25 protein-coding genes and 1 pseudogene are annotated in these 23,875 nt (G+C 43.9%); 23 read left to right on the forward strand and 3 right to left on the reverse strand.

What is annotated here, in order from left to right:
• Positions 1 to 74: 74 nt before the first annotated feature.
• Positions 75 to 1,412, reverse strand: a complete 1,338-nt coding sequence (gene brnQ, locus NZD81_RS00800) for a branched-chain amino acid transport system II carrier protein (RefSeq protein ID WP_014664991.1) — start codon at positions 1,410 to 1,412, stop codon at positions 75 to 77.
• A gap of 201 nt (positions 1,413 to 1,613) precedes the next feature.
• Here brnQ and NZD81_RS00805 point away from each other — a divergent pair, with 201 nt between their 5' ends.
• From NZD81_RS00805 to NZD81_RS00825, 5 genes are all read left to right on the forward strand, one after another.
• Complete coding sequence (locus NZD81_RS00805) at positions 1,614 to 2,759, forward strand: cysteine desulfurase family protein (RefSeq protein ID WP_289859136.1); 1,146 nt, start codon at positions 1,614 to 1,616, stop codon at positions 2,757 to 2,759.
• 3 nt (positions 2,760 to 2,762) lie between these two features.
• Complete coding sequence (thiI, locus tag NZD81_RS00810) at positions 2,763 to 3,968, forward strand: tRNA uracil 4-sulfurtransferase ThiI (protein WP_014664989.1); 1,206 nt, start codon at positions 2,763 to 2,765, stop codon at positions 3,966 to 3,968.
• Positions 3,969 to 4,061: 93 nt separating this feature from the next.
• Positions 4,062 to 4,271 (forward strand): alpha type acid-soluble spore protein SspA, encoded by a 210-nt coding sequence (gene sspA, locus NZD81_RS00815; RefSeq protein ID WP_003223491.1) that lies wholly within the window; start codon positions 4,062 to 4,064, stop codon positions 4,269 to 4,271.
• 178 nt (positions 4,272 to 4,449) lie between these two features.
• On the forward strand, positions 4,450 to 6,039 hold the full coding sequence (gene mbcS / locus NZD81_RS00820; RefSeq protein WP_069840123.1) for an acyl-CoA synthetase MbcS: 1,590 nt from the start codon (positions 4,450 to 4,452) through the stop codon (positions 6,037 to 6,039).
• Between the two features lie 19 nt (positions 6,040 to 6,058).
• Positions 6,059 to 7,648, forward strand: coding sequence for an amidohydrolase (locus NZD81_RS00825; RefSeq protein ID WP_282373105.1), 1,590 nt, complete (start codon positions 6,059 to 6,061; stop codon positions 7,646 to 7,648).
• A gap of 31 nt (positions 7,649 to 7,679) precedes the next feature.
• On the opposite strand, the gene NZD81_RS00830 is transcribed toward NZD81_RS00825, so the two are convergent.
• Positions 7,680 to 8,483, reverse strand: a complete 804-nt coding sequence (locus NZD81_RS00830) for an NAD kinase (protein WP_168781194.1) — start codon at positions 8,481 to 8,483, stop codon at positions 7,680 to 7,682.
• Positions 8,484 to 8,668: 185 nt separating this feature from the next.
• Between NZD81_RS00830 and sppA the strand changes: the two genes are divergently transcribed.
• From sppA to NZD81_RS00900, 14 genes and pseudogenes are all read left to right on the forward strand, one after another.
• Positions 8,669 to 9,676 carry a signal peptide peptidase SppA gene (gene sppA, locus NZD81_RS00835; protein WP_014664984.1) on the forward strand — a complete coding sequence of 336 codons (1,008 nt, stop codon included), beginning with the start codon at positions 8,669 to 8,671 and terminating at the stop codon, positions 9,674 to 9,676.
• 12 nt (positions 9,677 to 9,688) lie between these two features.
• A complete protein-coding gene (locus NZD81_RS00840) occupies positions 9,689 to 10,183 on the forward strand; it encodes an RDD family protein (protein WP_282373100.1) in 495 nt (164 codons plus the stop codon).
• 74 nt (positions 10,184 to 10,257) lie between these two features.
• Positions 10,258 to 10,938, forward strand: a complete 681-nt coding sequence (locus NZD81_RS00845; RefSeq protein WP_282373098.1) for a DUF2953 domain-containing protein — start codon at positions 10,258 to 10,260, stop codon at positions 10,936 to 10,938.
• A 13-nt stretch (positions 10,939 to 10,951) separates the two neighbouring features.
• Positions 10,952 to 11,407, forward strand: coding sequence for a GerW family sporulation protein (gene ytfJ / locus NZD81_RS00850; RefSeq protein ID WP_014664981.1), 456 nt, complete (start codon positions 10,952 to 10,954; stop codon positions 11,405 to 11,407).
• Between the two features lie 108 nt (positions 11,408 to 11,515).
• Positions 11,516 to 12,019 (forward strand): thiol peroxidase, encoded by a 504-nt coding sequence (gene tpx / locus NZD81_RS00855; protein ID WP_040082146.1) that lies wholly within the window; start codon positions 11,516 to 11,518, stop codon positions 12,017 to 12,019.
• A 59-nt stretch (positions 12,020 to 12,078) separates the two neighbouring features.
• A complete protein-coding gene (locus NZD81_RS00860) occupies positions 12,079 to 13,068 on the forward strand; it encodes a class I SAM-dependent methyltransferase (protein WP_014664979.1) in 990 nt (329 codons plus the stop codon).
• Positions 13,040 to 13,239, forward strand: a pseudogene (locus tag NZD81_RS00865) (hypothetical protein). Before NZD81_RS00860 ends, NZD81_RS00865 begins: the two are co-directional and overlap by 29 nt.
• Before the next feature lie 172 nt (positions 13,240 to 13,411).
• On the forward strand, positions 13,412 to 14,599 hold the full coding sequence (locus NZD81_RS00870) for an acetate kinase (protein ID WP_003223511.1): 1,188 nt from the start codon (positions 13,412 to 13,414) through the stop codon (positions 14,597 to 14,599).
• 84 nt (positions 14,600 to 14,683) lie between these two features.
• Positions 14,684 to 15,196, forward strand: coding sequence for a MogA/MoaB family molybdenum cofactor biosynthesis protein (locus NZD81_RS00875; RefSeq protein WP_003229354.1), 513 nt, complete (start codon positions 14,684 to 14,686; stop codon positions 15,194 to 15,196).
• A 169-nt stretch (positions 15,197 to 15,365) separates the two neighbouring features.
• Positions 15,366 to 16,577: an argininosuccinate synthase gene (locus tag NZD81_RS00880; protein WP_014664976.1), complete on the forward strand. Its 1,212-nt coding sequence runs from the start codon at positions 15,366 to 15,368 to the stop codon at positions 16,575 to 16,577.
• Positions 16,574 to 17,959 carry an argininosuccinate lyase gene (gene argH, locus NZD81_RS00885; RefSeq protein ID WP_282373093.1) on the forward strand — a complete coding sequence of 462 codons (1,386 nt, stop codon included), beginning with the start codon at positions 16,574 to 16,576 and terminating at the stop codon, positions 17,957 to 17,959. The genes NZD81_RS00880 and argH overlap by 4 nt, the downstream gene beginning before the upstream one ends.
• A 64-nt stretch (positions 17,960 to 18,023) precedes the next feature.
• Positions 18,024 to 18,155 (forward strand): hypothetical protein, encoded by a 132-nt coding sequence (locus tag NZD81_RS00890; RefSeq protein WP_041521399.1) that lies wholly within the window; start codon positions 18,024 to 18,026, stop codon positions 18,153 to 18,155.
• A gap of 126 nt (positions 18,156 to 18,281) precedes the next feature.
• On the forward strand, positions 18,282 to 19,049 hold the full coding sequence (locus NZD81_RS00895) for an SDR family oxidoreductase (RefSeq protein WP_069840119.1): 768 nt from the start codon (positions 18,282 to 18,284) through the stop codon (positions 19,047 to 19,049).
• 62 nt (positions 19,050 to 19,111) lie between these two features.
• A complete protein-coding gene (locus tag NZD81_RS00900) occupies positions 19,112 to 19,795 on the forward strand; it encodes a metal-dependent hydrolase (RefSeq protein ID WP_014664972.1) in 684 nt (227 codons plus the stop codon).
• A 50-nt stretch (positions 19,796 to 19,845) separates the two neighbouring features.
• Here the strand turns inward: NZD81_RS00900 and ytlI are convergent, their stop codons facing one another.
• A complete protein-coding gene (ytlI, locus tag NZD81_RS00905) occupies positions 19,846 to 20,772 on the reverse strand; it encodes a LysR family transcriptional regulator YtlI (RefSeq protein ID WP_014664971.1) in 927 nt (308 codons plus the stop codon).
• A gap of 152 nt (positions 20,773 to 20,924) precedes the next feature.
• Between ytlI and snaA the strand changes: the two genes are divergently transcribed.
• From snaA to tcyL, 4 genes are read left to right on the forward strand one after another with little or no spacing between them, the layout of a single operon-like run.
• Positions 20,925 to 21,461: an N-acetyltransferase SnaA gene (snaA, locus tag NZD81_RS00910; protein WP_014664970.1), complete on the forward strand. Its 537-nt coding sequence runs from the start codon at positions 20,925 to 20,927 to the stop codon at positions 21,459 to 21,461.
• Positions 21,462 to 21,474: 13 nt separating this feature from the next.
• Positions 21,475 to 22,284: a sulfur-containing amino acid ABC transporter substrate-binding protein TcyJ gene (tcyJ, locus tag NZD81_RS00915; RefSeq protein ID WP_069150067.1), complete on the forward strand. Its 810-nt coding sequence runs from the start codon at positions 21,475 to 21,477 to the stop codon at positions 22,282 to 22,284.
• 13 nt (positions 22,285 to 22,297) lie between these two features.
• Positions 22,298 to 23,110, forward strand: coding sequence for a sulfur-containing amino acid ABC transporter substrate-binding protein TcyK (gene tcyK, locus NZD81_RS00920; protein ID WP_014664968.1), 813 nt, complete (start codon positions 22,298 to 22,300; stop codon positions 23,108 to 23,110).
• A gap of 21 nt (positions 23,111 to 23,131) precedes the next feature.
• Positions 23,132 to 23,851: a sulfur-containing amino acid ABC transporter permease TcyL gene (tcyL, locus tag NZD81_RS00925; protein ID WP_014664967.1), complete on the forward strand. Its 720-nt coding sequence runs from the start codon at positions 23,132 to 23,134 to the stop codon at positions 23,849 to 23,851.
• Positions 23,852 to 23,875: the final 24 nt, after the last annotated feature.

Below are 23,875 nucleotides of genomic sequence, written 5' to 3' on the forward strand. Positions count from 1 at the left end.
TCGGCCTTTTATATGTATTCAGAATATAAAAAAGCCTTATTGGATGTGGATCCAATAAGGCTTTTTGGTTTTCGCTAGTTGATATTAACTGGTTTTTTATTCGAACCTGTAACAAGAGAAATCAGATAACCGGCAACGCCTCCAATGATTGCAGGGAGGACCCAACCAAATCCTAAGCTGTAAAGCGGCAGCGATTGACTGAGAACTTTATTTAAAGAACCGAGAGGAATGCTTGCGGCATTCAGGCCATCGATAATGCTAAAAATACCAGTTGCGATCAAACAAAGAATATATACTTCACGTCTGCCTTTAAATGATTTTTCAATAAATGAAAGCAGAATGATAACAATTGCTAACGGATAAATAGCTGATAAAATAGGAACTGAGAACAAAATGATATTTGACAGCCCAAAGTTAGAAATAATAAAGCTGAACACAGTGACAATCGTTACAACGGCTTTATAAGATAAAGAAGGAATCAGCTTTGAGAAATAATTTCCGCATGAAGAGACAAGGCCAATGCTTGTAGTCAAGCACGCGAATAGGATAGCGACGCCTAAAATGATATTTCCTAATGATCCGAACAGGTGCTGTGAAGATTCAGATAAAATTTTGCTTCCTGAACCGAGGAGTCCTACAGAATCTGTGCTTGTTGCTCCTAAATAGGCGAGTGAAACGTAAACCAGACCGAGTCCCGCTGCTGCAACAAGTCCCGCTTTAATACATACAGAAGCAACTGATTTACGGCTGGTGATGCCTCTGTCCTTAACAGCATTGACAACGACAATTCCGAACACAATAGAAGCAAGTGCATCCATTGTTTTATAGCCTTCTAAAAATCCTTTAAACAATGATCCGGAAGCATACGCTTCAAGCGGTGACCGAATGTCCCCCATCGGCGTTACGATGCTTTTGATGACTAATATAGCAATAACAGCAAGCAAAATAGGTGTTAAAACTTTTCCAATACGGTCAACAAGCTTTGTAGGATTTAAAGCCAGATAGTACGTAATAGCGAAAAAAATAAATGTGAAAACAAGCAGCGCGACCCAAGAAGGTATCCCGCTTACAAACGGTACAGCGGCAATCTCATAAGAGACTGTGCCTGTCCGCGGAATCGCGAACAGCGGTCCGATTGTTAAATAAAGAACGACAGTAAAAATTGTTCCGAAGACCGGATGTGCTTTATCAGCAAGGCCTTTGGCATCCGTCCCTGTTAAAGCGACAGCTACAACACCTAAAAGCGGCAAACCGACACCCGTCACGAGAAAGCCAGCCATCGCTTTCCAAACATTTTCCCCGGCTGCTTGTCCAAGTTCCGGCGGAAATATCATATTTCCTGCACCAAAGAACAGTGCAAAGAGCATAAGCCCAATCGCGATCGTTTCCTTGGCTGATAGTGATGATTTCATAATGTATAAGTCCTCCTAATTTTACTATGGTAGAATATTCTGTCAATTAATTGTCAGATAATATGACGAAAGTAACAAATCTAATTATAGGTGAATGCATGAAGAAGTCAATAGTAATTTTATTTACTTTTTCAGCAGTAATTTGTTATGGTAACATATAAAATTAGTTTTGTATCGCTTTCATATTAAAGGAGTAAAATGATGTTATATTTAGACAATAGTTCAACAACGAAGCCTTATGATGAAGTCTTGAACGTGTATGAACAGACAAGCAGCCGATATTTTGGCAATCCTTCATCTTTGCACCGATATGGAGCCGAAACGGAACAGCTGCTTCAGGCAGCCAAAAATCAAATCAAAAGGTCCTTAGGCCTAAAAAAATATGATATTGTCTTTACGTCAGGCGCCACAGAAGCCAATAATGCGGCTTTAAAAGGAGCCGCTTTGTCAAAAATAAAAACAGGCAAACATATCATTACCACTTCTATTGAACATCCATCCGTTACGGAATCGTTAGAACAGCTGAAAGAGTTGTTCGGGTTTGATGTTACTTATCTTTCTGTAAACGAAGACGGATTTGTTTCTATTGAAGAACTAAAAAAAGCCATCCGTCCCGATACCGTCCTAGTCAGCATGATGCATGTGAACAATGAAGTTGGTTCCGTGCAGCCGATTGAAGAGGCAGGAGAAGTGCTGAAAGAGCACTCGAACATTTTGTTTCACGTTGATTATGTGCAGGGCATCTATAAAGTGCCCTTGGCAATTGAAAAGGCCGGTATTGATCTATGTTCAATATCAGGGCATAAATTTCACGGTCTAAAGGGGACAGGCGCACTTATTGTAAAAGAAGGAACACGCCTTATTCCGCTCATAACGGGAGGCTCTCAGCAAAAAGGCATACGGGCCGGAACGGAACATACTGCGGGTGCGGTTTCGCTTGTCAAGGCCATTAATCTTGCCGCTGCTGATTTTGCTGCACGGCTTGACACGATGACTGCCGCAAAGGAATTGTTTATGAAAAGGCTGAGTGAAATTGAGGGCGTCGTTATCAACACGCCTCAAATGAATAGCGCACCGCACATTATTAATTTCTCTGTTCCGGGGATTAAAGCAGAAGTGCTTTTACACATGCTTGAAGAACAGGATATATTCGTCTCCACAACGTCTGCTTGCTCAGCAAAAGAACATAAGCCCAGTAAAGTTCTTTTAGAGATGGGCAAAGGAGAGCAGATTGCCGGAAGCAGCATCAGAATCAGTTTAAATTACAGCCAGACAAGCGATGTGGCAGAACCGTTTATAAACGCGCTTCGTCCTGGCATCAAAAAATTAAGGGAAATGATGAGGTAGAACATGAATTACGATCATATATTAATTCGTTTTGGGGAAATTTCGACCAAAGGCAAAAACAGAAAAAGCTTTATTGAGCGCTTAAAACAAAACGTGAGACTCGTTTTGAAAGACTATCCGAATTTGAAATACTTTTCCAATAGGGATCGCATGACGATTACATTAAATGGTGAGGACCCTGAGGCTCTTTTTCCTCATTTAAAGCAGGTGTTTGGGATTCAAAGCTTCAGCCTGGCGATTAAGTGTGACAGCCGCCTTGATGATATTAAGGCAACTGCTTTGCAGGCTATCAAGGATCAGTATAAACCAGGTGATACGTTTAAAGTTGCGACAAAGAGAGCGTATAAACAATTTGAATTAGATACAAACCAGATGAACGCTGAAATCGGCGGCCATATTTTGCGAAATACAGAAGGCTTGACGGTCGATGTCCGCAACCCAGACATCCCGCTCAGAATCGAAATCAGGGAAGAAGCAACATTTTTGACAATTCGTGATGAAAAAGGTGCAGGCGGGCTGCCGGTTGGTTCAGCAGGAAAAGCGATGCTCATGCTTTCCGGCGGTTTTGACAGTCCTGTGGCCGGTTTTTATGCAATGAAACGGGGGCTGTCGGTAGAAGCTGTTCATTTCTTCAGCCCGCCATACACGAGTGAGCGCGCAAAGCAAAAGGTAATGGATCTGGCAAAATGCCTGTCCCGTTTTGGGGGAAGCATGACGCTTCATATCGTTCCATTTACAAAAACGCAAGAGCTCATCCAAAAACAAATTCCTGAAAATTACACGATGACGGCAACCCGCCGCCTTATGCTCCAGATCGCCGACAGAATCAGAGAAAAGAGAAACGGGCTTGCCATCATTACGGGAGAAAGCCTCGGTCAGGTAGCGAGCCAAACGCTTGAAAGCATGTATGCGATTAATGCGGTGACGTCAACACCGATTTTGCGCCCGTTAATCGCCATGGATAAAACAGAAATCATCGAAAAATCACGGGAAATCGGCACTTATGAGACAAGCATTCAGCCGTTTGAAGATTGCTGCACGATCTTTACGCCGCCAAGCCCGAAAACACGCCCTAAAAAAGAGAAAATTGAACACTTTGAAAGCTTTGTTGATTTCGAGCCGTATATTCAAGAAGCGGTTGATAACATTGAGACAATGACCCTGTATAGCGAACAAGAGGCTAACGATAAATTCGCTGAACTCTTTTAAAGCCATTTCTAGTTCCTGTATACAATTACCAAAGTTTTTGTGAATGAAGCCATGTGTTTTAACACATTCTATACTCACAAGGAGGTGAGACACATGGCTAACAATAACTCAGGTAACAGCAACAACCTTTTAGTACCAGGAGCTGCTCAAGCGATCGACCAAATGAAATTAGAAATCGCTTCTGAATTCGGTGTAAACCTTGGAGCAGACACAACTTCTCGCGCTAACGGTTCTGTTGGAGGAGAGATCACAAAACGTCTTGTATCTTTTGCTCAACAAAACATGGGCGGAGGACAATTCTAATTTACAATTTCACATAATGGCTTTGGAGTGGGGGAATCCCCACTCCTTTTCATTTTTTACATATAAAAAAGGACCAGCGGCCTATAAAATCTATGTTTACAGAGGTTGTTTTTAGGCATATCCTTACGGAAAGAGCCTGTATTTATGTATAATGGGTGGAGAAAGTGAGGAGTTGTTCGTGTTAAAACGTGAAGATTTAATTGCCCCTATGCAATATAATTTAGTGAATGAAATGGAAAAGTTCAGTGCCGCTGGACAAAAAACCGCTCTTCTATGGGAGGACGAGTCGGGCAAGCAAGAATCATGGTCTTATGAAAAGCTGATGGAAGAAACAAATAAAATCGGAGCGGTCTTAGCTGATCTTGGATTTAAAAAGGGAGACAAGCTGATTGTAATGGTTCCGCGGGTGCTAGAAGCCTATGCAGTTTATTTGGCTATCCTGAAATCTGGAATGGTTGTCATTCCGTGCTCTGAAATGCTTCGTGCGAAGGATCTTGAATACCGAATTGAACATGCAGAGGTAAAAGGCGCCATTGTCTATTCCGAATTTATCGGCGCTTTCCGTGATGTCAGTACGGCTGACAAACTGATTACACTGTCTATTGGTGAGAATGATGCCGGCTGGAAAAATCTCTTATCAATTGAAGCGGACGGAAGCCAATTTAAAACAGCTGACACAACAAGAGATGATATGGCTTTCTTATCTTATACTTCCGGGACAACAGGTCAGCCGAAAGGTGTTGTACATACACACGGATGGGCATTTGCTCATTTAAAAACTTCTGCCGGCGCTTGGCTTGATATTTCTGAAAAGGATATCGTCTGGGCGACTGCTGCCCCTGGCTGGCAAAAGTGGGTGTGGAGTCCATTTTTAGCGGTGTTAGGCAGCGGAGCAACAGGTTTTGTGTACCATGGCAGATTCAAAGCAGAAAAATATTTAGAGCTTTTAAACCGCTACAAAATCAATGTTTTCTGCTGTACGCCGACAGAATACCGCTTAATGGCGAAGGTCGAAGGCTTGGACCGCTTTGATCTTTCTGCCCTTCACAGCGCTGTTTCCGCAGGCGAGCCGCTCAACCGTGAAGTCATTGATGTTTTCCAAAAGCACTTTGGCATTAAGGTACGGGACGGATACGGCCAAACAGAAAGTACGCTTTTAGTCGGTGTTTTGAAAGATACGGCTATTAAACCGGGAAGCATGGGAAAACCAACACCGGGAAATCAGGTGGAAATCATTAATGAAGACGGTGAAGTCTGCAAACCTGGTGAGGTTGGTGATATCGCTGTTCACCTCAGCACGCCTGCGCTCTTTAAAGAATATTTTAAAGATCCGGAAAGAATGAAAACACAAATTCGCGGCGATTATTTCCTAACGGGAGACAGAGCGAGAAAAGATGAGGAAGGTTACTTCTGGTTTGAAAGCCGAAATGACGATATCATTATCAGCTCCGGCTACACGATCGGGCCATTCGAGGTGGAAGACGCGCTTGTTAAGCACCCTGAAGTAAAAGAGTGTGCTGTTGTCGCAAGCCCTGATGAAATCAGAGGCTCCATCGTTAAGGCATACGTTGTCCTGCAAAATCATGAAAAACGAAGTGAAGAGCTTGTCAAAATACTGCAAAATCATGTGAAGACGATTACCGCTCCATACAAATACCCAAGAGAAATTGAATTTGTGGAAAGCCTGCCGAAAACGGCTTCTGCAAAAATCAGACGAGTGGAATTAAGAAAACGTGAAGAACAGCTCAAAGCCAATAAAAAGGCGTAAAGAAAGAGAGTGAACGTGAATGAAGGCGATATGGCACGACGGTTTCATTTATACGATGCTCGAAGAAGGCGATCGGACAGAGGCAGTTTATGTTGAGGATGGTGTCATAAAAGGCACCGGCAGCTATGAACATCTGAAGGAAAAGTACGGCTCCCCGGAAACAGAAGAAATCAGCCTGAATGGAGCAGTGATGTTCCCTGGTTTTGTTGACAGCCATCTACATTTGATCGGCCACGGCGAAAAACAGCTTCAGCTTGATCTGTCCGCACTGACGTCTAAAGAAGCGATTGTACAGGCTGCAAAGGAAAGAGAGCGGCAGCTTCCTGAAGACGAGTGGCTCATTGGAGAGGGCTGGAATGAAAATCAGTTTGAGACACCGGACTATTTAAATAAGCATGATCTAGACCGCCTGTTTCCAGACAGGCCCGTCTTGCTCAAGCGAGTATGCAGGCATGCAATAGCCGTTAATTCTGCGGCTCTTCAAGCGGCGGGAATTTCAAGAAACACTCCTGATCCTGACGGCGGCGTCATCGTAAAAGATGCAAATGGAGAGCCGACGGGCCTCCTTTTTGATAAGGCGCAGGATTTGATTCTGAAGGCTGTCCCGCCAGTCTCCCAGCACTATGTTGATGAGGCATTAACGGCTGCAATAGAGGACTGCTGGACAAAAGGCCTGACAGGCGGACATTCGGAAGACTTGTCCTATTATGGTGATGTTTCGGTGCCGATGAAAGCTTATGAGAAAGCTGCCGCTAGCGGAAAGTATCCGTTCCGCTGCCATCTGCTCGTTCATCATGAGGCTGTCGACCGATGGGAGGAGCTGGAGAAGCCGTCCGGCCCGTATGTGGAGTTTGGAGCGATGAAAATCTTTGCGGACGGGGCGCTTGGCGGGAGAACGGCTTTATTGAAAGAACCATATCAGGATGATCCATCAACTCAGGGGGTTCAGGTTCATGATGACGAAACCCTTGGCCGGCTCATTCGCAAAGCGAGAGAAAAAGGGATGGAGGTTGCTGTTCATGCAATCGGCGATCTTGCTTTTGAAAAAGTGCTCAACGCAATAGAAAAGCATCCGCCCCAAAACGGCCGGCATGATCGGCTTATACATGCTCAAGTGCTTGATAGCGAATTAATCGAGAGAGCAGCAAACATGCCGATCGCGCTTGATCTTCAGCCGCATTTTGTTGCAAGCGATTTTCCGTGGGTCATTGACCGTCTCGGAAAAGACCGGATGAAGACATCATTTGCTTGGAAAACCTTGATGTCTAAAGGCATTTTATGCGCGGGCGGTTCAGACGCTCCGATTGAGCCTGTTGACCCGCTTCTTGGGATCCAGTCCGCGGTGCTTCGCAAGAGCAGTCATGAGCATAACGGGCCAAGCTATAATGAAAGTGAATGTTTATCTGTATATGAAGCGATAAAGCTTTATACAGAAGGAAGCGCCGGAATCATTTATAAAGAGAAGTCACGCGGGAAAATTGCGGAAGGCTATGACGCGGATTTTACGGTTCTCAGTGGTGATCCGTTTTCCATTGACCCCGCACAGCTTCATCTTTTAGATATTAAAAAAACCGTGATTAACGGCCAGATTGTATATGAGAAATCATAAAAGGACAGGCAGCAGCCTGTCCTTTTATTTTCTATAAAAAAGTACGCTTCACTTTTTCCCAAAATGAATTGTCCTTTAGTTTGACTGTTTTTATTTTTTTATTAGACAGTTTGATTTCGATCGTTTTCACATTTCTCGTGCTGAGTGCTTCATTGTCCAAGCCGATGATTGGGTGTTCGTTGCCGTCTTGCACCACACGAAGGGTCAGCTTTCGGTCAGAGCTGAGGACAAATGGCGAGCCGAGTGTCCGGTAGGTGTTATTGTTAAGGGATGCAAGCTCTGATACCTGTATGCATGGAAGCAGCGGATCAACAACCGCTCCTGCAACAGACTTGTTATAGGCGGTGCTGCCTGTAGGCGTTGAGATAATCATCCCGTCACCTCTAAACGTTTCAAAGTGCAGATCGTCAATCAGCACGTCCATCACAAAGGTTTTAATGATGCTTGAACGGATGGATACCTCGTTTAAGCAGTGAAAAGGACTGGCGTGATCCACTGTCACTTCAATCAGCGGATATTTTCTGACTTCAATTTGTTCAAACGTCATGGCATCGACCATTTTTTCTCGCTCATCACTATGAAAGTCGCAATATAAATGAGCTTTCCCCTTTTTGGTAATGCCGACGTACAAGCAGTCGTCGCGAAAATTCGTTTTTCTGACTGCCTGCAAAAATGTGCCGTCCCCGCCAATGCTGGCAATAATATTGGCATCTGAGTGCTGGTTCACAACGGTAAATCCATGCTCTTCAGCCAATTGTGTTAACGAGCGGGCTTGTTCGTTTGTTTCCTGGTCCTGTTTGTGAAAAAAATAAACATTACGGCGTTGTTCGGTCATATCCCATTTCCCCTTTGCTGTCATATTTAAGTTTTTCTGCCATCCAGTATTTATGATAAAATACCTTTGGCCATAAGTGTACCACGTTTGCCGGCAGCCCGTTAAGCCGGAGCTTTCTCATGAAGTGAAACATTTTTCATATTGAATCGTATAATGAGAGAGTTTGGGAAAAAGGAGGAGAAAAAATGAATGCAAAAAGATGGATCGCATTAGTGATAGCTCTGGGGATTTTCGGCGTGTCTATTATCGTCAGCATCTCTATGAGTTTCTTTGAAAGCGTCAAAGGCGCTCAAACGGATCTTACATCATTGACGGATGAATCGCAGGAAAAGACGCTGGAAAACGGCAGTCTCTCAAGTAAAATTGCCGTATTAGAGGTCAGCGGCACCATCCAGGATAATGGGGACTCAAGCAGTCTGCTTGGTGCAGACGGATATAACCACAGAACGTTTTTAAAAAACCTTGAGCGCGCAAAAGATGACAAGACGGTCAAAGGCATTGTTCTGAAGGTGAATTCTCCGGGCGGCGGAGTGTATGAAAGTGCTGAAATACATAAGAAATTGGAAGAAATCAAGAAAGAAACAAAAAAACCGATTTACGTATCAATGGGCTCGATGGCGGCATCCGGAGGCTATTACATCTCAACGGCGGCTGATAAGATTTTTGCGACACCGGAAACCCTGACCGGGTCACTCGGCGTCATTATGGAAAGCGTCAATTATTCAAAGCTTGCCGATAAGCTCGGCATTTCTTTTGAAACAATTAAGAGCGGGGCTCACAAGGACATTATGTCTCCTTCCCGTGAGATGACGAAAGAAGAAAAAAACATCATGCAATCGATGGTCGATAATTCGTATGAGGGCTTTGTTGATGTTATTTCAAAAGGCCGCGGCATGTCGAAAGCAGAGGTAAAGAAAATTGCGGACGGCCGCGTGTATGACGGGCGTCAGGCGAAAAAACTGAATCTCGTTGATGAGCTTGGTTTTTATGATGACACTATTTCGGCGATGAAAAAGGATCACAAGGATTTGAAAAACGCTTCTGTCATTTCTTATGAGGAAAGCTTCGGATTAGGCTCATTGTTTTCCATGGGCGCGAACAAAATGTTTAAAAGTGAAATTGATTTTTTAAATATGAGAGAAATGCTTTCGCAATCCGGTTCGCCGAGAATGATGTATCTCTATGCGAAGTAGGAGGGAACAATAATGGACGCGACATATGAAGAGTTAGAGCGCAATGACATCAAAGGCCCGCAAGAAGCGGAGCAGCTGACACATGCCTATGCTGGCTTTTGGGTTCGTTTCTGGGCTTTCCTGCTTGATTGGCTCGTGGTATGGGGATTAAACCATTTACTCGTTTCTCCCCTCTTTACCGTAATGGATCTGCCGAAATCATCCGGCATGTTTACCTTCTCGGCCTACAGTGTGACAACGCTTATTGTTTATCTTGCCTATTTCGCACTAATGACAAAATACTTCAGGCAGACGCTGGGTAAAATGGTTTTCGGCCTTAAAGTGGTTTCTGTGAAGCAAGATTGCAAGCTGACATGGAGTACAGTGATTTTTCGTGAAGTGGTTGGACGATATATTGATAAGATTTGGATTTTATATATCGTTGTTGCTTTTTCACCTACAAAACAAGGGATTCATGATTACATCGCGGAAACCACCGTGGTGCATGAAAAATTATACCGCAAATAACTGATAACCCGGACCTCTGTCCGGGTTTATTTTTTTAGGATTTGGCGATAATGCTCCTAGAGGAAGTGAAGAATATGGTGTATGCACTGACAGCCATTCTTATTCTCATAGGGGTCGTACTGCTTCTCAGAATGAAAATCCATGTTGCGCTGGAGTATCTTCATGCCGATGATAATGACAAATTGACATTGAAGATTACGGCGCTGTTTGGCCTGATAAGGATCAAAAAAACAATCCCGGCGATTAAGCTGAACAAAGAAGACGGAACAGTGGATATCAAACAAAAAACTGAATCTAAAATGAAAAAAAGCAGCGGAAAGAAGAAAATCACACAAAACGATGTGCAGCAAAGCATTAGTAAGATTGAAATGCTTTTGCATCAGGTCACCGGATTACGGAAAATAAGTGCCTCTTTTCTCGCGCATTTACATATCACAAAGCTGGAATGGATTACAGTTATCGGAATTCAGGACGCGGCAGTGACAGGTGTGATAACAGGTGCTGTATGGGGTGTGAAAGGCGGTATCGCAGCGATGCTCTACGACCATCTGGACTTTGTAAATAAACCTGTTTATGAGGTGATCCCTTCGTTTCAAGTCCCGGTTTCCAAGACCCATTTTCAGTGTATATTCTTTTTTCGCTTTGGACATGCTATGCTTGCAGCTTTCAAATTCGTCAAATACGGACGGGAGCTATCCGTATTAAAGAAGAATCCGTCGGCTCGAATGACTTCAAAGAATGATTCATCAGTTTAAGGAGGAAGCGTATATGGCAGACCATCCCATCCAAGGTTTAATGAAAACCGCAATGGAAAACTTGAAGGAAATGATTGATGTTAACACCATCATCGGAGATCCAGTAGAAACGCCTGATGGAAGTGTGATTTTAACTGTTTCTAAAGTCGGATTCGGATTCGCCGCAGGCGGAAGCGAGTTTGGCGGAAAGCCAGCAGAAAAGAAATCGGAAGACGATGAGACAAGAGAACAGAAACTTCCTTTCGGAGGCGGAAGCGGGGGCGGTGTGTCCATTACGCCGATCGCGTTTTTAATTGTCGGATCGACAGGGATCAGAATGCTTCATTTAGATGAAAATACTCATTTAATAGAGAAAATTTTAGACGCAGCCCCTCAAACACTTGAACGCATTCAGCAAATGTTCAAGAAAAATAACAAGAACCAAGGCCAGAGCCAAAGTCAAAACCAAATGAACAATATGAATTATTAAAAAAGGTTAACTGCGCCGGCCGCAGTTAACTTTTTTTTGGCATAAACTTTGCAGTTTGCAGGAAACTTTACTATGATAGAGACATACATACAAAAGGGAGGAATTATAATGGCTGAAATTACATTCAAAGGCGGTCCGGTTACACTTGTCGGACAAGAAGTGAAGGTAGGAGATCAAGCTCCTGATTTCACAGTGCTGACTAACAGCCTTGAAGAAAAATCGTTAGCTGACATGAAAGGAAAGGTAACGATTATTTCTGTTATCCCTTCAATTGATACAGGTGTTTGTGATGCACAAACACGCCGTTTTAACGAAGAAGCTGCAAAGCTTGGAGATGTCAACGTCTACACAATCAGTGCAGACCTTCCATTTGCACAAGCGCGCTGGTGCGGTGCTAACGGAATCGACAAAGTGGAAACACTGTCTGACCACAGAGATATGTCATTTGGCGAAGCGTTCGGTGTGTATATTAAAGAACTTCGTCTGCTTGCGCGTTCCGTATTTGTCCTTGATGAGAACGGAAAAGTCGTTTACGTTGAATATGTAAGCGAAGCAACAAACCACCCGAACTATGAAAAGCCAATTGAGGCTGCTAAGGCATTAGTGAAGTAAGCAGGGAAAAAAGCTCCAGGCTGCCGCCGGAGCTTTTTTCATGGCAAGGAGGAACACATATGCAAAAAGACCATGTAGGTGCGGTGTATGAGCTGTTAGACGAAGCCGCGATTATGATAAAGAATGAATTGCAGATTTCATATATAGAGGCCCTGGCCGAAGCAGGAGAAATGTATTTTCTTGAAAAAACAGATCAGCTGAAACTGCCTGCTGATCAGAAAACCAAACAGCTTCAGGCTCTGCTTGAAAAAGCGGAATTCGGCACATATGAGCATGAGTGGGTGCGCAAAGCTTTTCAGCTTGCCGTCCTTAAAGGAATGAAGGATATCTCTCATCCGAACAGACAAATGACGCCGGATACGATCGGGCTTTTCATCAGCTATTTGGTGAATAAGTTTATGGCGGATAAAAAGGAACTGACCGTTCTTGATCCAGCCTTGGGAACCGGAAACCTTCTGTTTACCATGCTGAACCAGCTGTCTGGAAAAACGGCAACCAGCTTTGGCATTGAAATTGATGATGTGCTCTTGAAGATCGCGTATGCCCAAGCGAACCTACTGAAAAAAGAGCTTGAGCTTTTCCATCAGGACAGCCTTGAGCCGTTGTTTATCGATCCAGTGGACACGGTCATTTGTGATTTGCCAGTCGGCTATTATCCAAATGACGAAGGAGCAGAAGCGTTTGAGCTCAAAGCTGACGAAGGCCATTCCTTCGCGCATCATCTGTTTATTGAACAGAGCGTCAAGCATACCAAACCGGGCGGCTACTTATTTTTTATGATTCCGAATCATTTGTTTGAGAGCTCCCAAAGCGGCAAGCTGAAACAGTTTTTAAAAGATAAGGTTCATATCAACGCGCTGTTGCAGCTGCCAAAATCTATTTTTAAAGACGAAGCTCATGCCAAAAGCATCCTTGTGCTTCAGAAACAAGGAGAGAAGACGAAAGCGCCGGGGCAAATTCTGCTTGCGAATCTTCCGTCTTTCTCCAATCAAAAGGCGATGCTTGATATGATGGCTCAATTTGATGATTGGTTTAAAAAAGAAAAGTAATTGTTAAAAGCAGCTTAGGCAGCCGTATGAGATGGATGCCTAAGCTGTTTTTATTTGTCTTTTGAAGATCGGACTGACGAATTGAATCCAGCTTTGAAACACAAAATACAGAGAGAAAAACCGCAAATTGTAAGCGTTCATCAATACAAAACCTATAGGGAATGTGTCTGAAAATAACGACTTCTTATTGTAAGCGTTATCAATACGCAAGTTGACTTGAAAAGCCGACATGACAATGTTTAAATGGAAAAGTCAGATATTTTTCGGAGAAGATGTTGATATTCACCGGGAAAAAAGTACGAAAAACGAAGTTGTTGATACAGAGTATAAAGGAGCGTCAATCATGTCCAAAATTATTGCAATTAACGCAGGAAGCTCGTCTTTGAAATTTCAGCTTTTCGAAATGCCTTCAGAAACCGTTTTAACGAAGGGTTTAGTTGAACGAATCGGTATCGCCGACAGCGTATTCACAATTTCTGTGAACGGCGAAAAAAATACAGAAGTAACTGATATTCCGGATCATGCGGTAGCTGTTAAAATGCTGCTGAATAAGTTAACGGAATTTGGCATTATTAAAGACTTGAATGAAATTGACGGAATTGGCCACCGTGTCGTTCACGGCGGAGAAAAATTCAGCGATTCTGTTTTATTAACGGATGAAACCATTAAGGAAATCGAAGATATTTCTGAATTGGCACCGCTTCACAACCCGGCAAATATCGTTGGAATTAAAGCGTTCAAAGAAGTGCTTCCAAATGTTCCTGCGGTAGCTGTTTTTGATACGGCATTCCACCAAACAATGCCTGAGCAGTCTTACCTTTACAGCCTGCCGTATGAATACTATGAAAAATTCGGCATCCGTAAATACGGCTTCCACGGCACTTCACATAAATATGTAACTGAGCGTGCGGCAGAGCTTCTTGGCCGTCCGTTAAAAGACTTGCGCCTGATTTCCTGCCACCTTGGAAACGGAGCAAGTATTGCTGCTGTTGAAGGCGGAAAATCAATTGATACTTCAATGGGCTTTACGCCGCTTGCCGGTGTTGCAATGGGTACGCGCTCTGGAAACATCGACCCTGCCCTGATCCCATACATCATGGAGAAAACAGGCCAAACGGCTGACGAAGTACTGAATACATTAAACAAAAAAAGCGGACTGCTCGGAATTTCCGGCTTCTCTAGCGATCTTCGTGACATCGTTGAAGCAACGAAAGAAGGAAATGAGCGCGCGGAAACGGCTCTTGAAGTATTCGCAAGCAGAATCCACAAATACATCGGTTCTTATGCTGCTAGAATGAGCGGTGTAGATGCGATCATCTTTACTGCCGGTATCGGTGAAAACAGTGTGGAAGTCAGAGAACGCGTTCTTCGCGGTTTAGAATTCATGGGCGTATACTGGGATCCTGCGCTTAATAACGTGCGCGGCGAGGAAGCTTTCATCAGCTATCCGCATTCTCCAGTAAAAGTCATGATCATTCCGACTGATGAAGAAGTCATGATTGCGCGCGACGTTGTTCGTTTAGCAAAATAAATCGCATGAAAGCACATTCTCTTGAATGTGCTTTTTTGTTGATGCATGATAGTGACAGACAGAAAACATAAAAGAGGTGGGCCAATGAGCGTTCAAGAGCATAAACAAGAAGCTCCCGATATCGTTCGGTGTAAAGTGATTACTGTCAGTGACACGAGGACAGAGGAAACCGATAAAAGCGGCAAGCTGATGATCTCATTTTTAGAAGAAGCCGGTCATCATATTGCTGCATATGAAATCGTAAAAGACGAAAAGGATGCTTTGCAGCGGTCAGTGCTTGCGGGCTGCATGGATGAACAGACAGACGCGGTACTCTTAAACGGAGGGACAGGCATAGCAGATCGGGATGTCACAATTGAAGCCATAACGCCGCTGTTTTCGAAAGAGCTGCCCGGTTTTGGAGAAATATTCAGGATGCTGAGTTATACAGAGGATATCGGCTCTGCCGCAATCATGTCGAGAGCAACAGCCGGTGTCATTCAGCATACCGCTGTTTTCTCAACGCCAGGCTCAAGCGGTGCGGTTAAGCTGGCAATGAATAAGCTGATTATTCCCGAACTTGCACATGTGGTCAGAGAAATCAGAAAAGACAAGTAAATGAATAAATACTACGAAACTTCACCTGAAATTTAGGTGAAGTTTTTTTGATAAAAGGCTTGAAAAAACGAAACGTACTTGTTAAAGTGTATACATACAAAATGCATTTTTATTAAAAATAATTTATTTTTATACAAAATAGAAACACAGTTGAGAGGGGATTTTTATCATGTCAGAACAGAAAAAAGTCGTATTAGCATACTCAGGGGGCCTTGATACTTCCGTCGCAATAAAATGGCTTCAGGAGCAAGGATATAATGTCATCGCCTGCTGTCTGGATGTCGGTGAAGGCAAAGATTTGGCCTTTGTTCAGCAGAAAGCGCTTGAAGTCGGCGCGACAAACTCCTACGTGATCGATGCAAAAGAAGAATTTGCACAGGACTACGCGCTTATCTCTTTGCAGGCCCACACGATGTATGAAGGAAAATACCCGCTTGTTTCAGCATTATCTCGGCCGCTGATTGCGAAAAAGCTGGTTGAAATTGCGGAACAAGAAGATGCACAGGCGATTGCTCACGGATGCACGGGGAAAGGAAATGACCAAGTTCGTTTCGAAGTCTCCATTAAATCATTAAACCCTGACCTTGAAGTCATCGCGCCGGTTCGCGAATGGCAGTGGTCACGTGAAGAAGAAATTGAATATGCGGCAAGCCGCGGCATTCCGATTCCGATCAATCTTGACAGCCCGTATTCTATCGACCAAAACCTCTGGGGACGCGCGAATGAGTGCGGCATTTTAGAAGATCCATGGGCGGCGCCGCCAGAAGGTGCATACGATTTAACAGCTCCGCTGGAAAAAACGCCGGACACGCCGGAAGTGATTGAAATTGCATTTGAACAAGGTGTGCCTGTCTCCATTGACGGCGTATCTTACACGCTTTCTGAACTGATTTTGAAACTGAATGAAATGGCAGGCGCACACGGTGTCGGACGTATCGACCACGTGGAAAACCGCCTCGTCGGCATTAAATCCCGGGAAGTATACGAATGCCCTGGTGCGATCACACTGATCAAAGCGCATAAAGAATTAGAAGATTTGACACTGGTGAAAGAGGTTGCACACTTTAAACCGATCATCGAGCAAAAAATGTCAGAAATCATTTACAACGGCTTATGGTTCTCGCCGTTAAAAGACGCGCTGCACGCTTTCCTAAAAGAAACGCAAAAGCATGTCACAGGCATCGTTCGCGTGAAGCTGTTTAAAGGCCATGCAATCGTAGAAGGGCGTAAATCAGAATATTCTCTATATGATGAAAAACTTGCAACATATACAAAAGACGATGCGTTTGATCACCATGCGGCAATTGGCTTTATTGAGCTTTGGGGCCTTCCGACAAAAGTGAACAGCATCGTGAAAAAGAAGGAGCAGATTAAAGCATGAAGAAGCTTTGGGGAGGCCGGTTTCAAAAAACACCGGAAAAATGGGTCGACGAGTTCGGCGCATCCATATCATTTGACCAAAATTTAGTCACTGAAGACATAACAGGGTCTCTCGCACATGCTGCCATGCTGAAAAAATGCGGTATCCTGACAGCGGAAGAAGAGCTGAAAATCCGCGAGGGACTGAATACCCTTTTGCAAAAAGCAGAGGAGGGAGCATTGGAATTCTCAGTCGATTATGAAGATATTCATTTGAACATAGAGAAAATGCTGATTGACGAAATCGGCCCGCTCGGCGGCAAGCTGCATACCGGCAGAAGCCGGAATGACCAGGTGGCGACTGACATGCATTTATACTTGAAGAATCATGTCGGCCACATCATCGAGCTGATTGAGGCATTCCAAAGTACGCTGATTGAAAAGGCGGAAGCGAACGTTGAAACGATTCTGCCGGGCTACACACATCTGCAGCGCGCCCAGCCGATTTCATTCGCTCACCATCTGCTTGCGTATTTCTGGATGTTAGAGCGCGACAAGGAGCGTTTTCAGGATTCGATGAAGCGGATTAACAAATCTCCGCTCGGCTGCGGGGCGCTCGCCGGAACAACCTTCCCAATCGACCGTGATTATTCAGCCGAACTGCTCGGCTTTGATTCTATTTATGAAAACAGCTTGGATGGCGTCAGCGACAGAGACTTCATTTTGGAGTTTTTAAGCAACAGCAGTATGCTGATGATGCACCTATCCCGTTTCTCTGAAGAAATCATTTTATGGTGCTCGCAGGAGTTTAAATTCATCGAGCTTGATGATGCGTACGCAACAGGAAGCAGCATGATGCCGCAAAAGAAAAACCCTGATATGGCGGAGCTGATCCGCGGTAAAACAGGGCGCGTATACGGCGATATGATGGGGCTGTTTACGATCATGAAAGGACTTCCGCTTGCTTACAACAAAGATCTGCAGGAAGACAAAGAGGGCATGTTTGACACGGTGAAAACGGTGGAGGGCAGCCTGCAAATCTTCACAGGCATGATCCAAACAATGATTGTAAACAAAGACGTCATGAAGCAAGCGACAAAACAAGACTTTTCAAATGCGACGGAACTGGCCGATTATTTAGCCAAGAAAGGAATGCCGTTCAGAGAAGCGCATGAAGTGGTCGGAAAACTTGTGTACACCTGCATCGAAAGAGGAATCTATTTAAGCGATATGCCGTTTGGCGAGTTTCAGCAGGCGAGCACACTATTCGAAGAAGATATTTACACTGTGTTAGACCCTTACTACGCAGTTGAAAAAAGAATGAGCGCCGGGGGCACCGGATTCAAACAGGTGGAGCAGGCGCTTGAGAAAGCGAAAGCTTGCGTCGCAACAGGAGTTTGTTAAAATTTCCTTCATAAAATCCCGTCATTATTGCCAACCTACCTCTATAATGATGGGAGGCAGAATGATGAAAAAAGAAACGGAACGCTATATTTATGATGAACAAGAAAGCCAGGAGACAACAAGGCTCATTTCAGAAGCATATCAAAGCGGTTATGTCGATATGCCTGATCAGGAGTCTTCATCTTCTGCAGAATAAGCTGTCTATACAGGCAGCTTTTTTTGTATGCCAAAGTGTAAAAAGTGATATTGCAAGCCTTTTATAGTAAAGTAGAAGAAGAAACACTTTATTGAAAGCGGCGACGTTGCTTTGGGAGGTATTCATGTGCGACATGCTTTAATTACTGCCGGTTCGAAGGGTTTAGGCCGCAAAGTGACTGAAACGTTGCTTGCAAAGGGGTATTCAGTAACAGTCAATTACAGACAGGATGAGGAGGCAGTCAGCCGCCTGAAGAAAGCCTGTCCCGATTGTCTTGACCGGCTGCAATTTGTAAAAGGTGATGTCACCAAAAAAGAAGATCTGCTGCGTATTGCAGACACTGCCTTAAACCGCTTTGGAAGGATCGACTTTTTGATTAACAACGCGGGACCATACATATTTGAACGTAAAAAGTTAGCCGATTATACTGATGATGAATGGTACGGCATGCTGGAAGGAAATTTAAGCGCCGTCTTTCATTTATTCAAAGCGGTTATTCCTATTATGAGAAAACAGCAATTTGGGCGCATCATTACGTACGGATTCCAAGGTGCGGCTCACGCGCCAGGCTGGCTTCATCGCTCGGCATTTGGCGCTGCGAAAGTGGGCTTGGCTTCTTTGACAAAGACAATCGCCATTGAAGAAGCCGAATTCGGAATAACCGCCAACATGGTTTGCCCGGGAGACATTGTCGGCGACATGAAAGAAGCATCGATAGAGGAAGCCAGAATGAGAATCGGCAAAGAAAAAACGCCGATAGGAAGGTCCGGAACAGGCGAGGATATCGCTCGGATTATCGCTTTCTTGTGTGAGGAGAACTCAGACCTTGTGACTGGGACTGTCATTGAAGCCACCGGAGGTCTCAATGTTATTAACAAGAATCAAACAACATAAGTTTTTCAGCTTTTGAAAAAGGGAAAATAAAAAAAACAAAATCACGTGACGAGGTGAAAGAAATGAAAGTAACATATCACGGACATTCTGTAATTACAGTGGAAACGAAGGACCACCATATTATATTTGATCCGTTTTTAACAGGGAATTCGTTAACGGATATCAAGCCGGAGGATGTAAAAGCGGATGTCATCTTATTAACGCACGGCCACAATGACCATGTCGGTGATACTGAACAAATCGCCAAGCAAAATAACGCGCTGGTTATAGCACCGAACGAGCTCGCTGTGTACTTAGGCTGGAAAGGCTTGAATGTTCATCCGATGCACATCGGGGGCTCCCGCCAGTTCGATTTTGGAAAAGTGAAGCTCACACAGGCCTTTCATGGATCAGCCATCACAGATGAAGAAAACAAAACGATCACTTACACAGGCATGCCAGCCGGTATTTTGCTGACTGTAGAAGGTAAAACGATTTTCCATGCGGGTGATACGGCACTATTCTCTGATATGAAACTCATTGGCGAGTTGAATCATATTGATCTTGCTTTTCTGCCGATTGGCGATAACTTTACGATGGGGCCTGAGGACGCCAAGCTTGCCGCTGAATGGCTGCGCGCAAAACAGGTCGTGCCGGTGCATTACAATACATTCCCGGTCATCGAGCAAGACCCAGAAGCATTCGCTGACAGCCTTCCGGGCGGAGTCGGCAAAGTCATGTCGGTCGGTGAGACGATCGAGCTGTAAGCGGTGAAACCATCTCCTGATGAATCAGGAGGTGGTTTTTATTTTTTCAGTTATCCTGTAATGGTCTTATCAGAGGTTCCTTCCAATTCTTTGCTGCGTTGCTGAAAACGTTTGGTTATCCGAGCGATCAAGTCCTTCGTGGCGCGGTCAAAATGAACTTCTTTTTGATTTGTCAACAGCCCTATGGGCGGGGTGATATCCAGGTTCAGAATTGGAATAACTTTAGTGCCGTTGAACGGTTTAGAATGTGCGGTGCTGGTAAAGATTGAAATTCCGATGTTTTCACGTACGTAATATTCATGTGACATGCTGCTTGTGAGCTCCATTTTTTTGTAGCGATTACCGAGTTCTCTATGTAAATGCTGTTCAATTTGTAAGCGAATGGGGCAATTGGCGGGCGTAAATATGAAGCGCTCTTCTGCTAAATCAGACAAATGGACAGCCTTCTTCTCAGCGAGCGGATGTTGATCAGATACAATCACATTTAATGTGTCATAAAAAAATGGATGGTAGTAATTTTCAAGAATCAGCTCCGGCTCGCCGCAGACCGCAAAATCAATCGTCCCGTCTAAGAGCTTTTGACTGCAAGTATTGGCGTCATCAACCTTGATATTAACCGTTATCTTTGGGTAATCCTTTAAGAAATCCTTTAAAATCTCGGGGAATATCAGACTGGCGGTCGGCTCTGAAATCCCTATGTTGATAATGCCTGCCTCTTCTTCCTTTAAGTCGGAGAGGTTGTGTTTAAGCGCCTCGTATTGTGTCAAAAGATCTCCTGTTCGTTCATAAAAAAGTTTCCCTGCTTTTGTCAACTGCAGGCTTTTTCCTCTTTCAAACAGCAGTACGCCTAAATCCTGCTCCAATTGCTTCATACGCATCGATATCGTCGGCTGCGAGTAGTTGAGTATTTCTGCAGCTTTATAGAAGCTTCCAAATTTCACAATCGTATGAAACGTTTTGATTGAGCGTAACTCCAATGTGCTCCCTCCTGTTTTTCATCATTAAAATTACTGAAGTGAAGGTTTACTTTTTTTGATTAGTCAAAGATCAGAGTATGCTTTATAGTATAAACAATAAAAGCTTAGTAAACAAATCGGGATTATATATTTTGTGAAGAGGAGTGACAAAAATGAGTGAGGATATTTTTCGACTGGCAACTGTTGAAGATGCACCGGAGCTGCTGAAACTGGTTAACAGCGCATTTTCGCCCATTCGGCAGCTGGATATTGATTGGCCATCCACGAGAGCTGATATCCAAATGGTATCAGAAAATATTGAACATCATTCAGCGATTGTGCTGGAGCGGGATGGGAAGCTGATTTCAACGATTACAATCAGGTTCCCGTGGGAGAGTGAGACGCCTCCTTCAAAATATCCGTTTGTGTGGTGGTTTGCGACACTGCCGGAATATAAAGGACAAGGCGCCGGAAGTAAGCTGCTTACGTATGTTGAAGAAAAAGTGCTTCGAGATATGCTGAAGGCTCCTGCCCTGACACTCGGCACATCGGCGCGCAAGCATCCTTGGCTTGCTGACATGTACAGAAGGAGAGGGTATGAAGTGTATTTTGAGCAGGAAAAAGACGGGGACATAGGCGTGATGATGCACAAGGTTCTGATTCCGGAACGATTTAACCCAACGCTTTTAGGTGCGCCCAGCTGGGCATGATGTGAGGCAGCCTATGAATAAGCGCAAAGGATTGGTTTTGCTGCTGTCAGTGTTTGCATTACTTGCCGGGGGATGTTCGCAAACAAAAAACAAAACAGATCGTCAGGCTCAAACAGTCATAGTCGGCACTGGAACAGATTTTCCGAATATTGCGTTTTTAGATGAAAAAGGCGATTTGACCGGTTATGACATTGAAGTGATAAGAGCCATCGATAAGGAGTTGCCTCAATATACATTTGAATTTAAAATGATGGATTTCTCAAATTTGCTGACGAGTCTCGGAAATAAAAAAATTGATGTGATTGCGCACAATATGGCCAAAAATAAAGAACGAGAAAAGCGTTTTTTGTATCATAAAGTCCCATATAACTACTCGCCGATGTACATCACGGTGAAAGAGGATAATCACAAGATTCATACATTAAAAGACTTGCACGGAAAAACAGTCATAGTTGGCGCCACGTCAAATGCGGCAGATTATATTACAAAGTACAACAAAACGCACGGCAGCCCAATTCATTTAAAATATGCGGGACAGGGAAGCAATGACACCGCCAATCAAATTGAAACTGGGCGCGCAGATGCAACGATAGCTACACCGTTTGCCGTCGATTTTCAGAATAAAACGCACGCCTTCCGCCAAAAGACAGTCGGTGACGTGTTATTAGATACCGAGGTGTACTTTATGTTTAATAAAGGCAGCCAAACCTTGGCGGATGACACGGATCAAGCGATTAAAAAGCTGGAGAAAAACGGAACGCTAAAAAAACTAAGCCGAAAATGGCTCGGGGCAGATTATTCAAAATCAAGTTTTGAAAAATAAATGGGGCGATGAGATGAAAACGAAAGCAGCATTCATGGCAATATTATTTTCCCTTATAACAGTTCTGTCAGCTTGCGGTGCAGACAGTCAAACGACGGGAGCCGGGCAAAAGAAGGTACAGACGATCACGGTTGGAACTGGAACCCAATTTCCCAATATTTGCTTTATTAATGAAAAAGGCGATTTAACCGGTTATGATGTCGAACTGATCAAAGAGCTTGATAAGCGCCTGCCAAATTATAAATTCACATTTAAAACGATGGAATTTTCCAACCTGCTTGTCAGCCTCGGACAGCATAAAGTCGATATTGTGGCACATCAAATGGAGAAAAGCAAAGAGCGAGAGAAAAAATTTCTGTTTAACAGGGTTGCCTACAACCATTTCCCTTTAAAAATTACTGTGCTTCAAAATAACGATACGATCCGTGGAATTGAAGACTTAAAAGGAAAACGGGTGATTACGAGTGCAACATCCAACGGAGCGCTTGTACTGAAAAAGTGGAATGAGGAAAATGGGCGGCCGTTTGAGATTGCCTATGAGGGCCAAGGCGCAAATGAGACTGCGAATCAGCTGAAATCGGGGCGTGCGGACGCAACGATCTCTACGCCTTTTGCAGTAGACTTTCAAAACAAGACGAGCGCTATTAAAGAAAAAACCGTCGGTAATGTGCTTTCAAATGCCAAAGTGTATTTTATGTTTAACAAAAATGAACAAACGTTAAGTGACGATATTGATAAAGCCTTACAGGAAATCATTGATGACGGAACGCTGAAAAGGCTCAGTTTGAAATGGCTTGGTGACGACTATTCCAAAGAGCAGTATTAGGTAAAAAGAGAGGGAGCAGTGATGGAAAAAGCGTTTGATATGAACATGATTGGAGATTTTGTGCCGACGTTAACCGCTTATTTACCGGTTACATTATACATTTTAACACTGTCCTTGCTTTTCGGTTTTGTATTAGGACTCTTTCTGGCACTGCCCCGCATCTACAATATTCCAATTGTAAATCAATTGGCAAAAGTGTATATCTCGTTTTTCAGGGGAACGCCTATCATGGTGCAGCTTTTCATCGTGTTTTACGGAATCCCGGCGCTTACTGGGCTTATCGGGATTGATACATCAAAAATGGACCCGTTTTATGCTGCTGTCGCAACCTATGCGTTAAGCAATGCAGCGGCAGTCGCAGAAATCATTCGAGCGGGAGTGGGCAGTGTAGATAAAGGCCAAACGGAAGCGGCGTACAGTATTGGCTTAAGCGGTAGTCAGGCCTTCAGGCGAATCGTTCTGCCTCAGGCACTTGTCCAGGCGTTTCCGAATATGGGAAACATGGTGATCAGTTCTTTAAAAGATACGTCTCTAGCCTTTTCCATTGGTGTTATGGATATGTCCGGAAGGGGCCAAACATTGATCACCTCAAGCAACCATTCTCTTGAAGTTTACATTGCGCTATCGATTGTTTATTATGCTGTAGCGGTTTTATTCGAATGGTTCTTTCAAGTGGCAGAAAAACGAATCAAGAAGAATCAAACAAGGATTGTTACTGTTTTTGACATGAACATACATTGATATATTTCTTCGGATGAGGGGGGA

It is taken from the genome of Bacillus sp. B.PNR1 (assembly GCF_030386235.1).
Lineage (GTDB): Bacteria > Bacillota > Bacilli > Bacillales > Bacillaceae > Bacillus > Bacillus stercoris.

Bases quoted from the DNA above. Each gene is read 5' to 3' on its own strand.
- NZD81_RS00825 (WP_282373105.1), top strand. From the start codon at position 6,059: ATGAAGGCGATATGGCACGACGGTTTCATTTATACGATGCTCGAAGAA.
- NZD81_RS00880 (WP_014664976.1), top strand. From the start codon at position 15,366: ATGTCAGAACAGAAAAAAGTCGTATTAGCATACTCAGGGGGCCTTGAT.
- NZD81_RS00830 (WP_168781194.1), bottom strand. From the start codon at position 8,483: ATGACCGAACAACGCCGTAATGTTTATTTTTTTCACAAACAGGACCAG.
- tcyK (WP_014664968.1), top strand. From the start codon at position 22,298: ATGAAAACGAAAGCAGCATTCATGGCAATATTATTTTCCCTTATAACA.
- sppA (WP_014664984.1), top strand. From the start codon at position 8,669: ATGAATGCAAAAAGATGGATCGCATTAGTGATAGCTCTGGGGATTTTC.
- NZD81_RS00870 (WP_003223511.1), top strand. From the start codon at position 13,412: ATGTCCAAAATTATTGCAATTAACGCAGGAAGCTCGTCTTTGAAATTT.
- tpx (WP_040082146.1), top strand. From the start codon at position 11,516: ATGGCTGAAATTACATTCAAAGGCGGTCCGGTTACACTTGTCGGACAA.
- NZD81_RS00860 (WP_014664979.1), top strand. From the start codon at position 12,079: ATGCAAAAAGACCATGTAGGTGCGGTGTATGAGCTGTTAGACGAAGCC.
- tcyL (WP_014664967.1), top strand. From the start codon at position 23,132: ATGGAAAAAGCGTTTGATATGAACATGATTGGAGATTTTGTGCCGACG.
- NZD81_RS00845 (WP_282373098.1), top strand. From the start codon at position 10,258: ATGGTGTATGCACTGACAGCCATTCTTATTCTCATAGGGGTCGTACTG.
- tcyJ (WP_069150067.1), top strand. From the start codon at position 21,475: ATGAATAAGCGCAAAGGATTGGTTTTGCTGCTGTCAGTGTTTGCATTA.
- NZD81_RS00890 (WP_041521399.1), top strand. From the start codon at position 18,024: ATGAAAAAAGAAACGGAACGCTATATTTATGATGAACAAGAAAGCCAG.
- NZD81_RS00805 (WP_289859136.1), top strand. From the start codon at position 1,614: ATGTTATATTTAGACAATAGTTCAACAACGAAGCCTTATGATGAAGTC.
- ytfJ (WP_014664981.1), top strand. From the start codon at position 10,952: ATGGCAGACCATCCCATCCAAGGTTTAATGAAAACCGCAATGGAAAAC.
- thiI (WP_014664989.1), top strand. From the start codon at position 2,763: ATGAATTACGATCATATATTAATTCGTTTTGGGGAAATTTCGACCAAA.
- NZD81_RS00840 (WP_282373100.1), top strand. From the start codon at position 9,689: ATGGACGCGACATATGAAGAGTTAGAGCGCAATGACATCAAAGGCCCG.
- brnQ (WP_014664991.1), bottom strand. From the start codon at position 1,412: ATGAAATCATCACTATCAGCCAAGGAAACGATCGCGATTGGGCTTATG.
- snaA (WP_014664970.1), top strand. From the start codon at position 20,925: ATGAGTGAGGATATTTTTCGACTGGCAACTGTTGAAGATGCACCGGAG.
- NZD81_RS00875 (WP_003229354.1), top strand. From the start codon at position 14,684: ATGAGCGTTCAAGAGCATAAACAAGAAGCTCCCGATATCGTTCGGTGT.
- sspA (WP_003223491.1), top strand. From the start codon at position 4,062: ATGGCTAACAATAACTCAGGTAACAGCAACAACCTTTTAGTACCAGGA.
- argH (WP_282373093.1), top strand. From the start codon at position 16,574: ATGAAGAAGCTTTGGGGAGGCCGGTTTCAAAAAACACCGGAAAAATGG.
- NZD81_RS00900 (WP_014664972.1), top strand. From the start codon at position 19,112: ATGAAAGTAACATATCACGGACATTCTGTAATTACAGTGGAAACGAAG.